Source organism: Geothrix fuzhouensis (assembly GCF_024609325.1).
Taxonomy (GTDB): Bacteria; Acidobacteriota; Holophagae; order Holophagales; family Holophagaceae; genus Geothrix; species Geothrix fuzhouensis.
Genome location: NZ_JANHMQ010000001.1, coordinates 125619 through 142440, shown reverse-complemented (window position 1 = coordinate 142440; position 16822 = coordinate 125619). Strand labels below are relative to the sequence as shown.

14 protein-coding genes are annotated in these 16822 nt (G+C 68.6%); 10 read left to right on the top strand and 4 right to left on the bottom strand.

What is annotated here, in order from left to right:
• Positions 1–13: 13 nt before the first annotated feature.
• Genes NOV74_RS00640 through NOV74_RS00630 form a run of 3 tightly spaced genes read right to left on the bottom strand, consistent with a single transcriptional unit; the run spans position 14 to position 2294 of the window.
• Positions 14–1321: a hypothetical protein gene (locus NOV74_RS00640; protein WP_257308388.1), complete on the bottom strand. Its 1308-nt coding sequence runs from the start codon at positions 1319–1321 to the stop codon at positions 14–16.
• Positions 1318–1941, bottom strand: coding sequence for a hypothetical protein (locus tag NOV74_RS00635; protein ID WP_257308385.1), 624 nt, complete (start codon positions 1939–1941; stop codon positions 1318–1320). Before NOV74_RS00635 ends, NOV74_RS00640 begins: the two co-directional genes overlap by 4 nt.
• On the bottom strand, positions 1941–2294 hold the full coding sequence (locus NOV74_RS00630; RefSeq protein ID WP_257308383.1) for a hypothetical protein: 354 nt from the start codon (positions 2292–2294) through the stop codon (positions 1941–1943). Before NOV74_RS00630 ends, NOV74_RS00635 begins: the two co-directional genes overlap by 1 nt.
• On the opposite strand from NOV74_RS00630, the gene map reads away from it, so the two are divergent.
• Entirely contained in the window at positions 2293–3138 is an 846-nt protein-coding gene (gene map, locus NOV74_RS00625) for a type I methionyl aminopeptidase (protein WP_257308380.1), read from the top strand. The genes NOV74_RS00630 and map overlap by 2 nt on opposite strands.
• 82 nt (positions 3139–3220) lie before the next feature.
• Here map and NOV74_RS00620 read toward each other — a convergent pair whose 3' ends face one another.
• Positions 3221–3724 (bottom strand): thioesterase family protein, encoded by a 504-nt coding sequence (locus NOV74_RS00620; protein WP_257308378.1) that lies wholly within the window; start codon positions 3722–3724, stop codon positions 3221–3223.
• Between the two features lie 38 nt (positions 3725–3762).
• Here NOV74_RS00620 and ispE point away from each other — a divergent pair, with 38 nt between their 5' ends.
• Genes ispE through NOV74_RS15260 form a run of 9 tightly spaced genes read left to right on the top strand, consistent with a single transcriptional unit; the run spans position 3763 to position 16793 of the window.
• Positions 3763–4599 (top strand): 4-(cytidine 5'-diphospho)-2-C-methyl-D-erythritol kinase, encoded by an 837-nt coding sequence (gene ispE / locus NOV74_RS00615; RefSeq protein WP_257308376.1) that lies wholly within the window; start codon positions 3763–3765, stop codon positions 4597–4599.
• A 17-nt stretch (positions 4600–4616) separates the two neighbouring features.
• Positions 4617–6188, top strand: coding sequence for an NAD(P)H-dependent oxidoreductase (locus NOV74_RS00610; protein ID WP_257308374.1), 1572 nt, complete (start codon positions 4617–4619; stop codon positions 6186–6188).
• A 56-nt stretch (positions 6189–6244) separates the two neighbouring features.
• Positions 6245–7165 (top strand): ABC transporter ATP-binding protein, encoded by a 921-nt coding sequence (locus NOV74_RS00605; RefSeq protein WP_257308372.1) that lies wholly within the window; start codon positions 6245–6247, stop codon positions 7163–7165.
• On the top strand, positions 7165–8226 hold the full coding sequence (locus tag NOV74_RS00600; RefSeq protein ID WP_257308371.1) for an ABC transporter permease: 1062 nt from the start codon (positions 7165–7167) through the stop codon (positions 8224–8226). The genes NOV74_RS00605 and NOV74_RS00600 overlap by 1 nt, the downstream gene beginning before the upstream one ends.
• A gap of 48 nt (positions 8227–8274) precedes the next feature.
• Positions 8275–11073, top strand: coding sequence for a PAS domain S-box protein (locus tag NOV74_RS00595; RefSeq protein ID WP_257308369.1), 2799 nt, complete (start codon positions 8275–8277; stop codon positions 11071–11073).
• Between the two features lie 38 nt (positions 11074–11111).
• On the top strand, positions 11112–12383 hold the full coding sequence (locus NOV74_RS00590) for an MFS transporter (protein ID WP_257308367.1): 1272 nt from the start codon (positions 11112–11114) through the stop codon (positions 12381–12383).
• Positions 12380–13870, top strand: coding sequence for a histidine ammonia-lyase (gene hutH, locus NOV74_RS00585; RefSeq protein WP_257308364.1), 1491 nt, complete (start codon positions 12380–12382; stop codon positions 13868–13870). The genes NOV74_RS00590 and hutH overlap by 4 nt, the downstream gene beginning before the upstream one ends.
• On the top strand, positions 13867–14547 hold the full coding sequence (locus NOV74_RS00580; RefSeq protein ID WP_257308362.1) for an HD domain-containing protein: 681 nt from the start codon (positions 13867–13869) through the stop codon (positions 14545–14547). Before hutH ends, NOV74_RS00580 begins: the two co-directional genes overlap by 4 nt.
• The gene (locus NOV74_RS15260; protein WP_306672247.1) at positions 14544–16793 is read left to right on the top strand and encodes a HEAT repeat domain-containing protein; all 2250 of its coding nucleotides are present in this window, start codon (positions 14544–14546) and stop codon (positions 16791–16793) included. Before NOV74_RS00580 ends, NOV74_RS15260 begins: the two co-directional genes overlap by 4 nt.
• Positions 16794–16822 lie beyond the last annotated feature (29 nt).

Sequence of the window (16822 nt, the reverse complement as noted above, 5' to 3'; positions counted from 1 at the left end):
GCTTGAGGGCGCCCTATGAACGCCCGGCTGCAGCCAGCGCCCGGTCCGCCAGCCGCCCCAGGTCCCCGCTGCCCTGGCTGTTGGCCAGGCTCTTGGCCAGGGCCACCAGCATGGCCTCCTGCACCGGAGGCGGCAGGTCGGGCAGCAGGTCCGCTGCCGCCGCCACGGCGAACAGCCGGTGGGCGTGGTTGAAGGTGGGATCGTCCTGGGCGGCTGCCTCAGCCAGGGCCGACAGGACCGCCTCGGTTCGGCCGGCCCTCGCCAAGCCGCCAGCGTGGGCCATGGCCAGGGCTGGTTCCACGTCCAGCACCGCATCCGTCAGGGCCGTAGCGTCCGGTGCTCCGATCTTGGCGGCCCGCACCCGCTCCTCGGGCTCATCCGTGGGAAAGAGGTTCACCAGGGCCGCGGCCTGACACCAGATGCGGGGATCCGCTGGGCGGGCGCGCGCGACGCTGGCCAGGTAGACGTAGGTCCACGCGGTCTTGCCCTCCAGGTCGCGGCGGGCATCCAGCTGCTTTTCTGAGGCGGCCAGCACCAGGGTCGCCAGGGTGTCCCCGCTTCCCTGGCCCGCCTTCAGGCGGGCGGTGAACCCATCCAGGACGGCCACCAGGCCCAGGTCGCAGATTTCGCGCACCTGCGCTTCCCAGGCCGAGAAGTCGAGTACTGGCGGGGTCCAGGGCACGGTTTCCCCCGATTCGCCCAGCCGCTTGGCGGCCCGGCGGGCCCAGAAGGTGTCCTCAGGCGAAGCCGCCACCCAGGCCGCCAAGCCGAAGAGCTTCCGCCCTGTGGCTCTGGGCCGTTCCAGCCGCTCGTGCAGGTCGGCGAGGTGGTCGCACACCACGGCTTTGTGCCCCACTGTGGCCATATCCAGCTCTGTGAGCTCACGCAGACGTTGGAAATCCACCTCACCAGGCAGATCGAAGCCCTGGGCCTCGGCGTACGCCAGACCCGGACGGCGGGACTGGATGAAGGCCTCCAGGTTCCGCCACTGGCCGCTGCCCTTGGCCGCCGACACCTGGGCCAGGACCTGGGGTGACCGGCGCCCTTCGTGGGCAGCCATGTGAAGCTGCGTGGCCAGGGCTCGGTGGAAGCCCCCCTGGCTCAGCAGGGGCTGCAGGCGCAGCACCGCGCGCAGGCCGAGGATGCCGTGCGGCACGTGGGGCAGGTAGGCCTCCCAGTCGATGCGGGGGACGAGCGTCTTCACCGCTTCGCGGATGCCGTCGCGCACGCCGTCGGGCTGAGCGAGCTGGGCCGCGAAGGCCTCGAAGAACCGCTCCGTGGGAGCCTCCAGCTCCTGCTGCCAGCGGGGATCCACGGTCATGCGCCCTCCAACGGCAGGTCCCAGGCCGCGGCCACGAGGCGCGCCCAGTGGTGGTTCCAGGCACGCTTCCACACCAGGCTGCCCGCCTTCATGTCGGAAGCTTCGAGCCGCTGGCGGAGGTCGGTCCTCAGCGCCTCGGCCGCCGGGCCCAGGGCCGCTTCAGCCAGGGCCAGCAGGGCTGCCCGGGCCTCCCGCTCCTGATCGTGGTGAGCCAGGTAGCCCGCGGATTCGGGTGAGGGCACCGCGGCCCGCAGCCGCTGCCACGCTTCGAAGGCGGCCTTCGCGGCTGGATCGTCCTTCAAGGGCGCCTTCACCTGGATCCAGCCCTTGCCGGCAGCCAGTTCGGGGCCGGCCCGGACCACGGCCTCGCGCAGCTTCACGGCCTTGGCCACGTCGCGGTCGATGTGTTTTAGGGCCACGAAGGTGCGTGGCTTCTCGCGCTTCTCCCGGCGGTCGAAGAATGCGTTGAGGGCCGATACCACGAGATCCATGGGCACGTCACCGGCTTCCCAGGCCAATACTTGACGGTAGTCGTCGGTGCTGAGCAGGCCGGCACGGCCCCAGGCCCGGAAGGCCCACTCGCGCTCCAGCCAGTCTTTCTCCTCGCGGGTGTAGGTCATCAACGCGCAGCCGGAGCTTCAGACACCAGCACCGTGCCATCTTTCAATTGAAGCACGCCGTTCTGCCAGGCCTGCACTTCCTCCGGGATGATTGTCGCCTTGGCGAAGCCACGCAGGCGGAAGGAGCCCGAGCCCAGGAGCTGCCCCTTCCGGTCCCAGATCTCCAGCTGCCACAGGGTGCCCTGGTGGCTGCCAACCTTGAGGAAAACCCCCTCCTTGGCCTCGGCGCACCACTTGGCTTCGGGCGGCACGGAGGCGGGGCGGGATGGGATGCCGCGGCAAGCCATTAGGCCAGCTGCCAGAGCGAGGGGCAGCAAGGCTGTCGTCACCAGGATCGTCGTAGGTCGCGCCATGCCGACATTCTACCGCCACCCCGCTAGACTGGAGATCGAGGGCAAGATGGTCCTGATCCGAGAACAGATCCGCTACAAGAGCCGCAAGGAGATCGAGAAACTCCGCGAGGCGGGCCGCGTGGCCGCCAACGCCCTGCGCCTGGCCGCCCGCGCCGCGAAACCCGGTGTGAGCCTGCTGGAGATCGACCGCGTAGCCGAGGCCTATATCCGCCAGCAAGGGGCTTCCCCCAGCTTCAAGGGCTACCACGGCTTCCCCGCCACCCTCTGCACCTCCGTGAACGACAAGGTGGTGCACGGGATCCCCTCGAAATACGTGCTCCAGGAAGGCGACATCATCGCCATCGACTGCGGCGCCAAGCTCGACGGCTACCATGGCGACACCTGCCTGACCGTGGGTGTGGGCAAGATCAGCGACGAGGCCCGGCGCCTCATCCAGACCGCCCAGCTGGCCATGTTCGTGGGCATCGAGCACTGCCGTCCCGGCGAGCGCCTGGGCGACATGGCCACCGCCGTGCAGACCTTCGCCGAGGAGCGCGGCTACTCCATCGTGCGCGAGTACATCGGCCATGGCCTGGGGCGCGACCTGCACGAGGATCCCCAGGTGGTCTTCGCCGACCAGCGCCCGGGCACCGGCTTCCGCATGGAGCCGGGCATGACCATCACCATCGAGCCCATCCTCAACATCGGCAGCCACAAGTGCCTGGTGGAGCCCGATGGCTGGACCGTCCGCACCCGCGACGGCCAGCTCTCCGCCCAGTTCGAGCACGACATCGCCATCACCAAGGATGGCCCGGAGATCCTGAGCATCCCGGATCCTGAATTCGAGCTGGAGGACGGACTGTAGGGCAGTCCTCAGGGTCCAGTCTTCAGGCCTCAGGCGCTGGCTGCACCCGTGCGCCTACGGAAATCGCGTATGCGTTTTCGACTTACCCTTTCGCCCACCGCTTGATGGCTTCCGGCAATTCGAGTTGGGGCCCTTCGTAATCCATCAGGCGGAGCACCTCGGCCATGGGGACGTTGCCGGCCTTCCCCCGGAAGAGGGCCTTCACGACGCCTTCGGCGGCGAGGTCGCCGTCCCGCTTCAGGAAGCGCTGCTCCAGGAAGACCCACTTCTCGTCCCAGCCCAGCAGCCGCGTGTGCAGGGTGAAGGGCTCGAACAGCTCGAGGCTGCGGCGGTAGCGCATGGTGATGCCGCCGACCAGCGGCTTCCAGCGGTGGCCCAGCATGGCCCGGCCCAGCTTCGTCCGGAAGGTGAGGTCGAACCGGCCCAGGTCCATGATGCTGAGGAAGCGTCCGTTGTTCATGTGGACGTTCATGTCCAGGTCGTTGGGCCACACGCGGAAATGGAGCACGGAGACGCCCATGGGATCCAGGGCCGGACGGCGCCAGAGCGTGAGCAGTTTCCAGAGGGTGCGGAAGAACAGAACCATCCTCTGAGCGTAACGGATGGTTGCGCTACCTTGGAGCCATGGTTCTCGCAATCCAGGCTCCCGCCAAGCTCAACCGCTTTCTCGCCGTCCTCGGGCGACGGGCGGACGGGTTCCACGAACTGGAGCTGGTCACCACCGTGCTGGAAGGTGTGGCCAACCTGACGGACACGCTGGAAGGTGAACCGGCTTCAACCCTCACCCTGGCCATCACGGGCCCCACGGGTGATGGCTTGGTGGCCGACGAATCCAACCTGGTGCTCAAGGCCTGGCGCCTGCTGGAGGAAGAGGCGAAGCGTCCCCTGCCTGCGACCCTGCACCTGGAGAAGCGCATCCCCCACGGCGCGGGCCTCGGCGGCGGCAGCAGCGATGCGGCGGCCGCCCTCCGCCTGGGCAACCGGATGTTCGACCTGGGCTTGGAAGATCAGGTGCTGCTGAGGATGGCCGCCCGCCTGGGCAGCGACGTGCCCCTGTTCCTGCTGGGCGGCACCGTGCTGGGCCTGGGCCGGGGCGAGCGGGTGTTTCCCCTGCGGCCGGTGCCGCTGGAACCCATCCTGCTGGTCCATCCGGGCCTGCATGTGAGCACGCCCAGCGTGTACCGGGCCCTCCAGGACGTGGGCTATCCCTTTCCCGAGGCCCTGGCCTCGCAACCTGAAGGCGCCGTGCCGCCCTGGCGCAACGACCTCACGGGCGCGGCCCTGTGGGTGTGCCCGCCCCTGGCCGAGGTGCGTGACGCCCTGCGTGACACCAGCGGCGAGCCCCTGCTCTGTGGCTCCGGCAGCTGCTGGGCGGCCCGGTACGCCCGCGTTCAGGACCGGGACGCCGCCGCGGCGCGGATCTCCGGCCTCCGGCCCGACTGGGACCTCTGGCGTGTCTGATCGATCCCAGGAGTAGGATGACCCCATCCCATCCGGACGGAGGGCAGGTGGCGGCATCCACGGAAGGCGCGACGCCCAGGGTTCTCGTGATCCTCGGCCATCCCCGCGTGGACAGCTTCTGCGGGGCCCTCGCCGGGGCCTATGAGGCAGGCGCCCGATCCGCCGGGTTCGAGGTCGAGCGCCTCGACCTCGCCAACCTCGCCTTCGACCCCCACGTGTGGCTGCCCTCGCCCCGGGACCAGGCCCTGGAGCCGGACCTGGCCCGGGCCCAGGCCCTGATCCGTTGGGCTGACCACCTGGTCTTCGTCTACCCCGCCTGGTGGGGCACCCTGCCTGCCCTGCTCAAGGGCTTCCTGGACCGCGTGCTCACGCCCGGCTTCGCCTTCGCGACCGACGAGGAGGATCCCGCCACCTGGACGAAGCTCCTGAAGGGGCGCTCGGCCCATCTACTGGTGACCATGGACACGCCATCCTGGGTCTACCGGCTCATCTACCGCCAGCCCGGCCACCAGGCCATGCGGCGGGCCACGCTGGGCTTCTGCGGCGTGGCGCCCACCTTCATCTCCACCTTCGCCCCCGTGAAGCCCGCCACCGCCGAGGCCCGGACCCGGTGGCTGGAACAGGTCCGGTTGGAGGCGACCCGACTGCCCGGACGCCTCCGCCGCCACCGCCTGCGCGCACGGGCCGGGGCGTGGCTGCGGTTGCTTCGCCTGCAGTTCTACCCCATGGCCTGGGTGGCCTACACCATCGGCGCCCTGGCGGGGTCGCGCCACGGGGGCGCCTTCTCGACCCGGACCTACTGGCTCGGCTACCTGTGCCTCTTCCTGATGGAGGCGCTCACCGTGGTCAGCAACGAGTGGTTCGACCAGGGCACGGACCGGCTCAACCGCCACGCGGGCCCCTTCAACGGCGGCAGCCGCGTACTGGCGGACGGAGAGCTCGGCCCCAGCAGCGTCCGGCGGGCCATGGCCGGGTTGGCCTTGGCACTGGGCACGGGGCTGGCGGCCCTGGGCGCCGCCCTTGCCCCGGCCGGCCGACCGGGTCTGGCGGCGATGATCGCCCTGGCGGTGCTTGCCGTGGGCTACACCGTGCCCCCCCTGAGGCTCGTCTACCGGGGCCTGGGGGAGCTGGACGTGGGCCTCACCCACAGCTTCGCGGCCATTTTCGTAGGAGGCCTGCTCCAGTCCGGCCTCTGGCGGGACCCCTTCCCCTGGCTTGTGGGCCTGCCCCTGTTCCTGGCCACCCTTTCGGCCATCACGCTGTCCGCCTTGCCAGATCACGAGGCGGACGGGGCCGTGGCCAAGCGGACGCTGGCGGTGCTGCTGGGCCGCCGGGGGGCCGCCTGGGCCGCCCTGGGATTCGCGGTGGCCGCTGCCGCCTGTGGGGTGCTCTGGCAGCAGTGGGGCCTCTTCGGCGGAGCCAGCGGAGTCGCCATCTTCCTGGCCGTCCCCCACGCGCTTCTGCTGGTCCGCGCCATCCTCCGCTACCTCCGCCGGGGTGCGCCCTGCGAACGCATCGACGGCATCATGGCCCTGGCCCTGACCTACCTCCTGTGGTTCGGGATCATCCCCCTGGCCCACCTGTCCTGAATCTCCCTGTCCCCACAGGCGCCGGCCCGGGCATGATGATGGGTTCCGAGGTCTTCATGTCCGGTTCCGCCCTCCACATTCGTGGTCTTCGCAAGGCTTTCCCCAAGGTGGTGGCCGTGGCCGGTGTGGACCTCGACGTGGCGCGGGGTGAGGTCTTCGGTCTGCTGGGCCCCAACGGCGCCGGCAAGACGACCACCCTCGAGATCATCGAAGGCCTGACCGAAGCTGACACGGGCGAGATCGAGATCCTGGGCCTGACCTGGGCGGAACAGGGCCAGGAGATCCGCGCCCGCATCGGCGTGCAGCTCCAGAGCACCAGCCTCTTCAACAAGATCACGCCCCGAGAGGCCCTGGACCTCTATGGCAGCTATTACCCGAAACGCCGGGGCACCGACGATCTGCTGGACTTGGTGCAGCTCCAGGAGAAGGCCGACGCCTACCACATCACCCTCAGCGGTGGGCAGCAGCAGCGGCTGGCCCTGGCACTGGCCCTGGTGAACGATCCGGAGCTGGTCTTCCTGGACGAACCCACCACCGGGCTCGATCCCCAGGCGCGACGCAGCCTGTGGGATGTGGTCCGCCGCATGAAGGCCGAGGGGCGGACGGTCATGCTCACCACCCACTATATGGACGAGGCCGAAGCCCTCTGTGACCGCCTGGCCATCATGGACCACGGCCAGGTCATCGCCACGGGCACGCCGACCTCGCTCATTGCCGACCTGGCCATTCCCAGCGTCGTGGAGCTGACCTTCGAGGGCGCCGCCCCCGAGCCAGCGGCTTTCGCCGCACGGCTGGACCAGACCGTGGAGCGCCGCGCGGATTTGTGGGAGATCCCCACGCCGGACCCCAAGGCCCTGCTGCCCCGGTTGCTCGAGGCCGCGGAAGCCGCCGCCGTCCCCTTCCAGCAGGTCCACATCCGGCGGGCCACGCTGGAGGACGTCTTCCTGCACCGCACCGGCCGCAGCCTGAGGGAATGATGATGATGCTCTGGCGTCAGTTCGCGATGGAATGGCGGCTCTACCGCCGGGACCGCGTGGCCATGTTCTGGACCTTCGCCTTCCCCGTGGTCCTGCTGCTGGGCTTCGGGCTCATCTTCCGGGACGGGGGCGGGCCAAAGCTCTCCGTGGTGCGAGTACAGGCTCCGGCGCCGGGCCCGCAGGACACGGCCCTGGACCAGGCCCTGGCAGACGTCCAGCTCAAGGTGCAGGCCCTCCCGAAGGCTGAGGCCGAGGCCCGCTGGGCGCGGGGCGAGACCGCCGCCCAGGTGGAGTCGGATGGCGCGGGGTACCGCCTGCGTCTAAACAGCTACCTCATGGCCCAGGCGGGCGCCACAGCAGGGCTGGTGAACCAGGCTTGGCTCATGGCGCAGGCCCGGCTGAACGGGGCCCCCGAGCCTGGCCGCATCCCCATCTCGGTGGAGAGTCCCGGCCACAAGCACTCCGCCAACTACGCCTCTTTCCTGCTGCCGGGCCTGCTGGGGCTGAACCTCGTGAGCATGGGGCTCTTCAGCGTGGGCATGGTGAACGTGTCCTACCGCGAAAAGGGCAAGTTCCGCCGCCTGGCCGTCACCCCGCTGCCCAAGTGGCTCTTCCTGCTGGGCCAGGTGCTGCACCGCCTGACGGTCACGGTTATCCAGGCCGCCATCCTGCTGCTGGTGGGTCGTCTGGTCTTCGGCATCCAGAACCAGGGCTCGTTCCTCGATCTGTTCCTCATCATGACCCTCGGCACGGGCTGCTTCATGGCCTTCGGCTTCGCCCTCAGCGGCTTCGCGGACACCTCAGAGGGCTACGCCGCCCTCTCGAACCTGGTGTTCTTCCCGTTGATGATGCTCAGCGGTGTCTACTTCACCCTGGATTCCGCCCCGGCCTGGCTGCAGCACACCGTCGCCGTGATGCCGCTGGCGCCCTTCCTCCGTGCCTTGCGGGCCGTGTTCAACGACGGCGGCAGCCTGGCTGGACACGAAGTGGGCCTGGCCATCGTAGCCGCCTGGGGCCTGGCCGCCTTCGCCCTGGCGGTGCGCCGGTTCCGCTGGGCCTGATGCCTTCCATTACTTGTGCGGTCGCCCAGAAGGGTCGATAACGGATCCATGCATCCACCAAAGGAACCCCGGGATCCGGTCGAGGCTTTGGCCCTGGTACGCCGATATCTGAAGGCCACCTACCGCATCGCCGAGGCCGCCCTGCGCGCCACGGACCTGCAGGAACTCTACAGCCGGGTCCACGCCATCGCCCGTGATCTCATGCCGGCTGAGAACCTGTACTTCGCCCTCTGGGATCGGACTTCGGGAACGGTTTCCTTCCCCTACTTCGTGGATGAATCGGATCCTGTCCCTCCGCCCCGGACCTTTCGCCGGGGATTGACGGAATACGTGCTGCGCACGGAGAAGCCCCTCCTCCTGGATCCGGAGATCCTCCATAGCCTGGAAGCTTCTGGCGAGGTCGAACCCCTCGGAACGGATACCCTGGACTGGCTGGGGGTTCCTCTCATTGGCGCCCGGGGCGTATTCGGAGTCCTGGCCATCCAGATCTATACGGGCGACCGGCACTACACCCCCGAGGAGCGGGATCTGCTTGTCTTCGTATCGGGGCAGGTGGCCATGGCCATCGAGCGCAGGGCGGCTGAGGATGGCCTCCGGCTCAGCGAGGACAAGTTCTCGAAGGCCTTCCAGGCCAGCCCGGATGCCATCAACCTCACCCGGCTGGAGGACGGCACCTACTTCGACGTCAGCGAAGGCTTCACCCGCCTCACGGGCTGGACGCGAGAGGAGGCCATCGGCCGCTCGGCCCTGGACCTGGGGATCTGGGTCGACCCCGAGGATCGGGACCAGGCTGTCCAGCTCATCCGAGAGCACGGGGCCTTCACGAGCCTCGAAGCCCCCTTCCGACGAAAGGACGGCACGATCGTCACCGGCCTCATGTCCGGAAAGATTATGGAGGTGGACGGTACCCCTTGTCTGCTCTCCATCACCCGCGACATCACAGATCGCAAGGCCGTGGAACAGGCGCTCCGCAGCGCGGAGCGACGCCTCCGGACCGTTCTGGCCTATTCCGAGGCCATCATCTACCAATTGGATCCCGAGGGCCGCTTCACCCTGTCCGAAGGTCTGGGGCTCGCCAAGATCGGCCTGCGACCCGGCCAGGTGGTGGGACACTCCTCCCTCCTGGAGCCCGCCGGCTGGGATCCGATGGTGCTGGACCAGATCCGCCGGAGCCTCCAGGGCCAACCTTCCCGCCAAGTGGCCCGCTTCCGGGACCGGATCTTCGACAATCTGCTCACGCCCGTCCTCGACGATCGTGGCCGCCTTGAATCCATCATCGGCATTGCCACGGATGTCACCGAACGCCAGCAGGCGGAGGAAGCCCTCCTCGCGGAACGCGGCCTCTTCGTGGGCGGCCCGGTGATGGTCGTGAAGTGGCGCATCGAGGAAGGCTGGCCGGTGGACTACGTGTCCCCCAACATCCAGACCATCCTCGGCTACCCGCCCGAAGCTCTGGTCAGCGGCCGCGTCTCCTACAACTCGCTGGTGCATCCCGATGACGTAGTGGCCATCCATCAAGCCGCGGCCGAGTTCAAGGCGCAGGGGCTGAACCACTACGAACAGCATTACCGCCTCCGCACTGCGAACGGCGAGTACCGCTGGTTCTATGACTTCAGCGTCGCGGTGGCGAGTCACGGCACTGATCCGGGCTACCACCTGGGCTACCTCCTGGATCTCACGGACCGCCGCCGGGCCGAGGAGGCCCTCCGCCAGACCCAGAAACTGGAGAGCCTTGGTGTGCTGGCTGGGGGCATCGCCCATGACTTCAACAACCTGCTCACGGTGGTGCTGGGGAACCTGAACCTCGCCCAGCTCAAGCTCGAGGACACCTCCCAGGCCCGCCCCTACCTCGTCAACATGGAAGCCGCCATTCTGCGCGCCACGGAATTGACCAAGCAGATGCTGGCGTACTCAGGGCGGGGCCACTTCGAGGTCCGGCCCCACGACCTCAATGCCGTCGTCCGGGACCTCACCCACCTGCTTGAGGTCTCCATCTCCAAGAAGGTCCGCTTGCACCTGGAACTGGCTCCGAACCTCCCCGCGATCCAGGCCGATGCGGCCCAGTTCCAGCAAGTGGTCATGAACCTGGTCACCAACGCCTCCGACGCCATCGGCGATCAGGAAGGCGCCATCCATATCACCACCTCGGCCCCGGATCTCGGCCTCACTGCCCTCCGGAACGAGTTCAGACTCGAGGCCCCCAAAGCCGGCCGCCATGTCGTCCTGGAGGTTGAGGACACGGGTTGCGGCATGACACCCGAAGTGCTGGAGCGGATCTTCGACCCCTTCTTCACCACCAAAGCCACGGGCCGCGGCCTGGGGCTTTCTGCCATGCTCGGGATCCTTCGCGGCCATGGCGCAGGGCTGAATATCAGCAGCCAGGTGGGCCGGGGTACCCGCTTCAGGCTCTGCTTCCCCGCCGCGGAGCAGGCCACCCCCTGCGGGGCGCCCCAGGCCCCGGTGCCCGACAAGCCTTCCTTCCGCGGCCTGGTCCTGCTCGTGGACGATGAGGAGCAGATCCTCCGGACCACGGGGATGGCCCTCGATTCCCTCGGCTTCCAGGTGCTGGTCGCCCAGGATGGCCTGGAGGCCCTGGAGCGCTTCCGGGAACATGGGAAGGACCTCCATCTGGTGATCATGGACCTCACCATGCCGCGCCTGGATGGGCGGGAGGCCTTCCTCACCATGCGGAGCCTGGATCCGACCATCCCCGTGGTCCTCAGCAGCGGGTATTCGGAACAGGACTCCCTGCAGACCTTCCCGGACGGCGGGCCGGCGGGTTTCCTCCAGAAGCCCTACCAGATCAAGGAGCTGAAGGCCGTGGTCCAGAAGGCCCTGAGAAGCTGAGGCGCATCCCAAGCTAAACTGGTCGGCTGGAGAACCTCATGCCGTCTTCCAAGCGCGCCAGACTGGCCATCTTCCTCACCGTGTTCACTGACCTGCTGGGCTTCGGCATCGTCATCCCGATCCTGCCCCTCTACGCCAAGGAGATCGCCGATCACCCGAGCGCCTGGATGGCGAGCGTCAATCATTTCCTCGGCCTCGGCGGAACCGGCACCACCCCGGGCGCCTTCTGGGCCGGCGTGGGCTTTCTCAGTTTCAGCCTCATGCAGTTCATCGCTTCGCCCATTCTGGGGCGGGCTTCGGACAAGATGGGTCGCAAGCCGGTGCTCTGGATGAGCCTGGTGGGCTCCTCGGTAGGCTACCTGATGCTGGCCCTCACCAGCCGCTTCGAATGGATGCTCGCCGCCCGGATCCTGGATGGCATCACCGGCGGCAACATCTCCGTCGCCCAGGCGGCCATGGCAGACAGCTCGGCCCCCGAAGAGCGCTCCAAGGCCATGGGCATGATCGGCGCCGCTTTTGGCCTGGGCTTCGTGCTGGGGCCGGCCATGGCCGGCGTGCTCAGCGGCAGCGCCTTCGGGCATCACCTGCTGGCGACTCGCGGCTGGCATCTCCCCTTCTTCGTGGCGGCGGGGCTGTCCCTGACCGCCTCGCTCCTGGTGGCGCTGTGGGTGCCTGAAACGCTGGACAAGGCGGCGCAGGCCCGGTCCCGCGAGACCCGTGGCCATGCCCTGGTGAAAGCCTTCAAGCGCCCGGGGATGCCCCAGCTTCTGGGGGTGTCCATGCTCGCCATGGCGGGCTTCGCGATGATGGAAGGCACCTTCGCCCTGCTGGTCCACAAGGACTTTGATTTCCACCAGCGGGAGGTGGGCTACCTCTTCGCCGGCATCGGCATCCTCCTGGTGATCTACCAGGGGGGCCTCGTCCGGGTGGTGTCCAAGCGCATTCCCGAGCGGACGGCCCTCATCACCGGCCTGGTGCTCATGGGTCTGGCGCTACCCATGATGCCGATGATGTCGGAGGCCCTGCGGTTCTGGCCCTTCCTGCTCCTGCTGATCCCCCTCTCCTGGGGTAGCGGGATGGGCAACACCGCCGGCTCAGCCCTCGCCAGCCGGCTGACCCCACCGGAAGACCAGGGCAGCCTCTTCGGTGTGCTGAACGCCATGACCGGCCTGGGCCGCATCATCGGCCCCGCGGTGGGCACCTTCACGTTCGCCCGCTGGGGCGGCCAGACCTCCTACACCGTGGCCGGACTCACCCTGGCCCTGGCCCTCTGCCTCGCCCTCACCCTCTCCCGCAAGGTGCCTGCATGATCCGCCTCGATGGACAGTCCCTCACCGCCCCCCTGCTGGCGCGCATCGCCGGCGGCGAGGGCGTCATCCTGGACGAAGGCGCCCTGGCCCTGGTGGCCGAGAACCGCGCCGTGGTGGATCGCATCGTAGCGGAAGGCCGCACGGTCTATGGCATCAATACGGGCTTCGGCCAGTTCGCCACGGTGGTCATTCCCCCGGACCAGCTCCAGCTGCTCCAGCTCAACTTGATCCGCAGCCATGCCGCTGGTGTGGGTGAGCCCCTGCCGAAGGACCAAACCCGCGCCCTCATGGCCGCCCGTATCAACTGTCTGTTGAAGGGCCACAGCGGGATCCGACCCGAGCCCATCCACCTGCTGACGGAATGCCTGAACCGCGATGTGGTTCCCGTGGTGCCCAGCCAGGGCAGCGTGGGCGCCAGTGGCGACCTGGCCCCCCTGGCCCACATGGCGCTCCTGCTGGTAGGGGAAGGATTGGCCTGGGGCAGCGATGGACAGATCCCCGGCGGGGAAGCCCTGGCCAAGGCCGGTCTGAAGCCCGTGACCCTCCAGGCCAAGGAGGGTCTCGCCCTCATCAACGGCACCCAGCTCATTACGTCTCTGGGCAACCTGGCGGCCGAGAAGTTCACCCGCCTGGCGGCCCTGGCGGACGAGATCGCGGGTCTCAGCCTGGAGGCCCTGCGCGGCACCCGTGCCGCCTTCGATCCGCGCATTCACGCCGCACGGCCCCATCCCGGCCAGATCGCGGTGGCCGAGCGTATGAGAGGAATCCTGGGTGCCTCCAGCGAAATCTCGGAAAGCCACAAGGACTGCCACCGTGTGCAGGACGCCTACAGCCTGCGCTGCATCCCTCAGGTCCACGGCGTGACGCAAGACGCGCTCCAGTTCGCCGGCGCCATCCTCGAGCGGGAACTCAACAGTGCCACGGATAATCCGATGATCTTCACAGACACCCAGGAGTCCCGTTCCGGTGGCAACTTCCACGGCCAGTACCCCGCCTTCGCCTGCGATGTCCTTGCCATCGCGGCGGCGGACCTCGCCAGCATCTCCGAGCGCCGCCAGGAGCGCCTCGTGAACCCGGCCTATTCGGACCTACCGGCCTTCCTGACCCAGAACGGCGGTCTCGAATCCGGGTTCATGATGGCCCACGTCACTTCCGCGGCCCTGGTGAGCGAGATGAAGGGTCTGGCCCATCCCGCCTGCGTGGACACCATCCCCACCAGCGCAGGCAAGGAGGACCACGTCAGCATGGGCCCCATCGCCGCCCGCAAGCTGCTACGCGCCGTGGACGCCCTGGAGCAGGTGCTGGCCATCGAGGCCCGCATGGCGCTCGAAGGACTCCGCATCATCGGGCTGGCCCCCGCGGCCGGACTTCAGCCGCTGGTCGCCCGGCTAGCGGAGGCCTGCGCCCCCTGGACGGATCGGGTGATGTACGAAGAGCTCAACGCCACCCTCGGCGCCCTCCGGGCCCATCAGGAAGCCTGCCCATGACTCAGCCCACCCCCTGGCGGCCGGCCTGCGAACAAGCCCTGCGGAGTTTTTCGGACGCGGATGCGATCCGGGTCTGGGGCATCGGCCACGAGGTGGACGGGGTTTATCAGCCCATCTTCAACTACCGCTTCGAGCACACCTATGCCGCGGTGCTCCTGGCCCGTTGGCTCGCGCCCCTCGTGGGCGCCGACCTGGAGGTGGTCGAATGTGCCGCCTGGCTGCATGACGTGGCCAAGCGTCTGAAGGATCAGCAGGGCAAGGACACCCACGCCCAGGATGCCTCGGCGCGAGTGCCCGAGATTCTCGAAGGCACAGATTTCCCGCCCGGAAAAATCCCGGCGGTGCGCCACGCCATTGAGCATCACGTGGGCTTGAAGCTCACGAAGCGGCTGGAGCCCATCGATACCGCCTGCCTCTGGGATTGCGATAAGCTCAGCAAAATCGGTGCTGCCAGCCTCATCCACTTCGGTTGCATCAGCGGCGCGTTCCAACCCATCACCACGGCCGAGATCCTGCGCCGTGGAGAGACCTGGCTGGATCTGGCCCGGGGCATCACCGCCAGCTTCAACACTGCCCCCGCCCGGGAGGAGGGCCAGAGACGCCTGGCCTTCCTGGAGGCCCACTACGCGCAGTTGCGCCGGGAATGGTCCGACCCCATGAAGGGGACCCCTGGATGAACGACTTCCTGCAGCTCGCCCAGACCCTGGTCATGGCCCTCAAGTCACTCCAGATGTACACCGCGGCGCACCCGAGGGCCAAGGGAACCGTGACGACCGCTCATGCGGCGCTGGACCGCTGGCTGGCGGAAAGCGGTCGCCTGCAGTTCGTCGTCACCGGCGCCAAGGCCTTCGTGGACGGTGTGGTGCAGGACGGGCGCAATCCTCACCTGACGACGCTGGTCCGGCTCGTGTCCGAACGCAACGTGAGCGGCTTCGTTTTTGAACGGGGGGTGACCGAAGGCGAATGTCTCACGTTCCTCCAGGCCCTGTCCCTCAAGCCCCAGAAGCTCGAAGAGCAGGGCGGCATCGAATTCGTCCTCCAGGCGGCGGACGTCCGGCACATCAAGGTCTCCCAGGTCAGGTACCAGGCTGTCCAGGAAGGCGAGGAAGGCCCCGAGGACCGCACACCCGCCAGCCTGCCGGGCCCGCCCCAGGATCCTCTTGTGAAGGCCATCCGCGAGGCCCTCCTGGCTGCCTTGTCCGGGGTTCCCGGCCCGGCCGGCCCTGGCGAGCGGCGCGGCCTTGGTTTCCTGCGGGGCTTCCAGGCGGCGGACCTGAGCGGCCTCGGCCCCCTCGGTCACGAGCTGGGCCTGGAGGACACCATGCCGTCGCCAGCCCAGCTTGGCACCCTCCGGCAAGTCCTCATGGGCCTGGAACCGGATGTGCAGCTGAGCCTCCTGGCGGGGCTGGCTTCTCTCCCGGATCACCCGACTGGGTTGGCCCTGGGCGTGAAGGCCCTGGCGGGCGAGATCCTCTCCGTGGCGGTCGGCTCCGCCCTGGCCCTGGGCGCCACCTGGCCCCAGCTCCATGGTCCCCTTGAACACATCCTGCTGCCCCTGCCCGATCGGGAGGCCCTTGTGCGCACGCTGGTGGCACATCTTCGCGGCATGGGCCTGGACGCCACCCAGGCGGAGGCCCTGCTCCACCTGACCGACTGGGACACCCTCAGCCTTGAGGCCAAGCTCGTGAGGGTGCTCGAGGAGGACTACCTGTTCGAGCTGAGCCTGGCCCAGCGCCTGGCCTTCCTCCGGGAACTCCTGGACCTCCGCCGGTATGATGCCTTCCTCCAGGTGCAGGATCTGCTCTTGGAGGCGCTTCGCGATGATCGCCTGCAGATCCGCCTCAAAGCCGCTCAGACTTTGGCAGGGGTCGCCGACTGGGCCCTGGCCCCAGGCCTGCCTCCGGACGGCGAGGGCCCTTTGGCGGAGGCCCTCCGCGCGCACTTCGCCTGGGAGCCGGACCCCCCAGTCCACCGATGGACCGCCGAGGCGCTGGTTGCCCTGCTGTCGGCCCAGATCCACCGGGGTGAGCTGGGCCGGGGAATCGCCGATCTGCAGGAGCTCGAAGGGCTCTGCGCCTTCCTTGACGAACCGCAGCCCTGGCGCCTGGAAGCCCTGGACCGCCAGCGCACCGCCCTGGCCCGGCCCGACCTGCTGGACGCCGCAGCCAACCATATCCTGAGCGTGGACCGCCATCAGATGTCTGCCGAGGTGCAGCCTTATCTGGAATTCCTCGGGGCGCCCATGGCCCGCCATCTGGTGGGCCGCCTCGGGGAAGAAGGGGACCGGACCCGGCGCGGTCGCCTCGTAGAGGCCTTGCGGAGCCTTGGCCCCCTGTCGCTCCCACCCCTGCTCGAGGTGTTGGCTTCGCCAGCGTGGTATCTGGTGCGGAACGCCCTCACCCTGCTGGCCGACCTGGGAGATGCAGGCTGCCTGCCGGCCATCGCCCCGCTCCTCCGCCACCCTGAGCCCAGGGTGCGCCGGACGGCGGTGCGGGCACTCTGGAAGCTTGGCGGTCCGGCCTCCGAGCCACAGCTGCTCGCCCGCTTGAAGGAGACGGATCCGGAGACCCTCCACGAGATCCTCTTCGCGTTGGGGCAGCTCCGTGCTGAGAGCAGCGCCGTCCCAATCGCCGAGCTGGCCCAGGACAGGCGGACCGGGGAGCGCCTCAGAATCCAGGCCATCAACACCCTGGGGCTCATCGCCTCACCGCGGAGCCTCCCCATGCTGGCCGAGCTGCTGCGGCGGCGGGGCCTGTTCGCCGCCTCGGAACCTCAGGTGATCAGACTGTCTGCCGCCCGGGCCCTGTTGGCACTGGGCCTGCCCGAGGCTCGCCAGGCCCTCCAGCGGGTGCTCGATGCCGAGCCCAAAGGCGAAACCCGTGTAGCCCTCATCCAGCTCCTGGCACCTCCGCAGGCCCCATGACTGCGTGACGCAAGTCACAGGGCATGTGA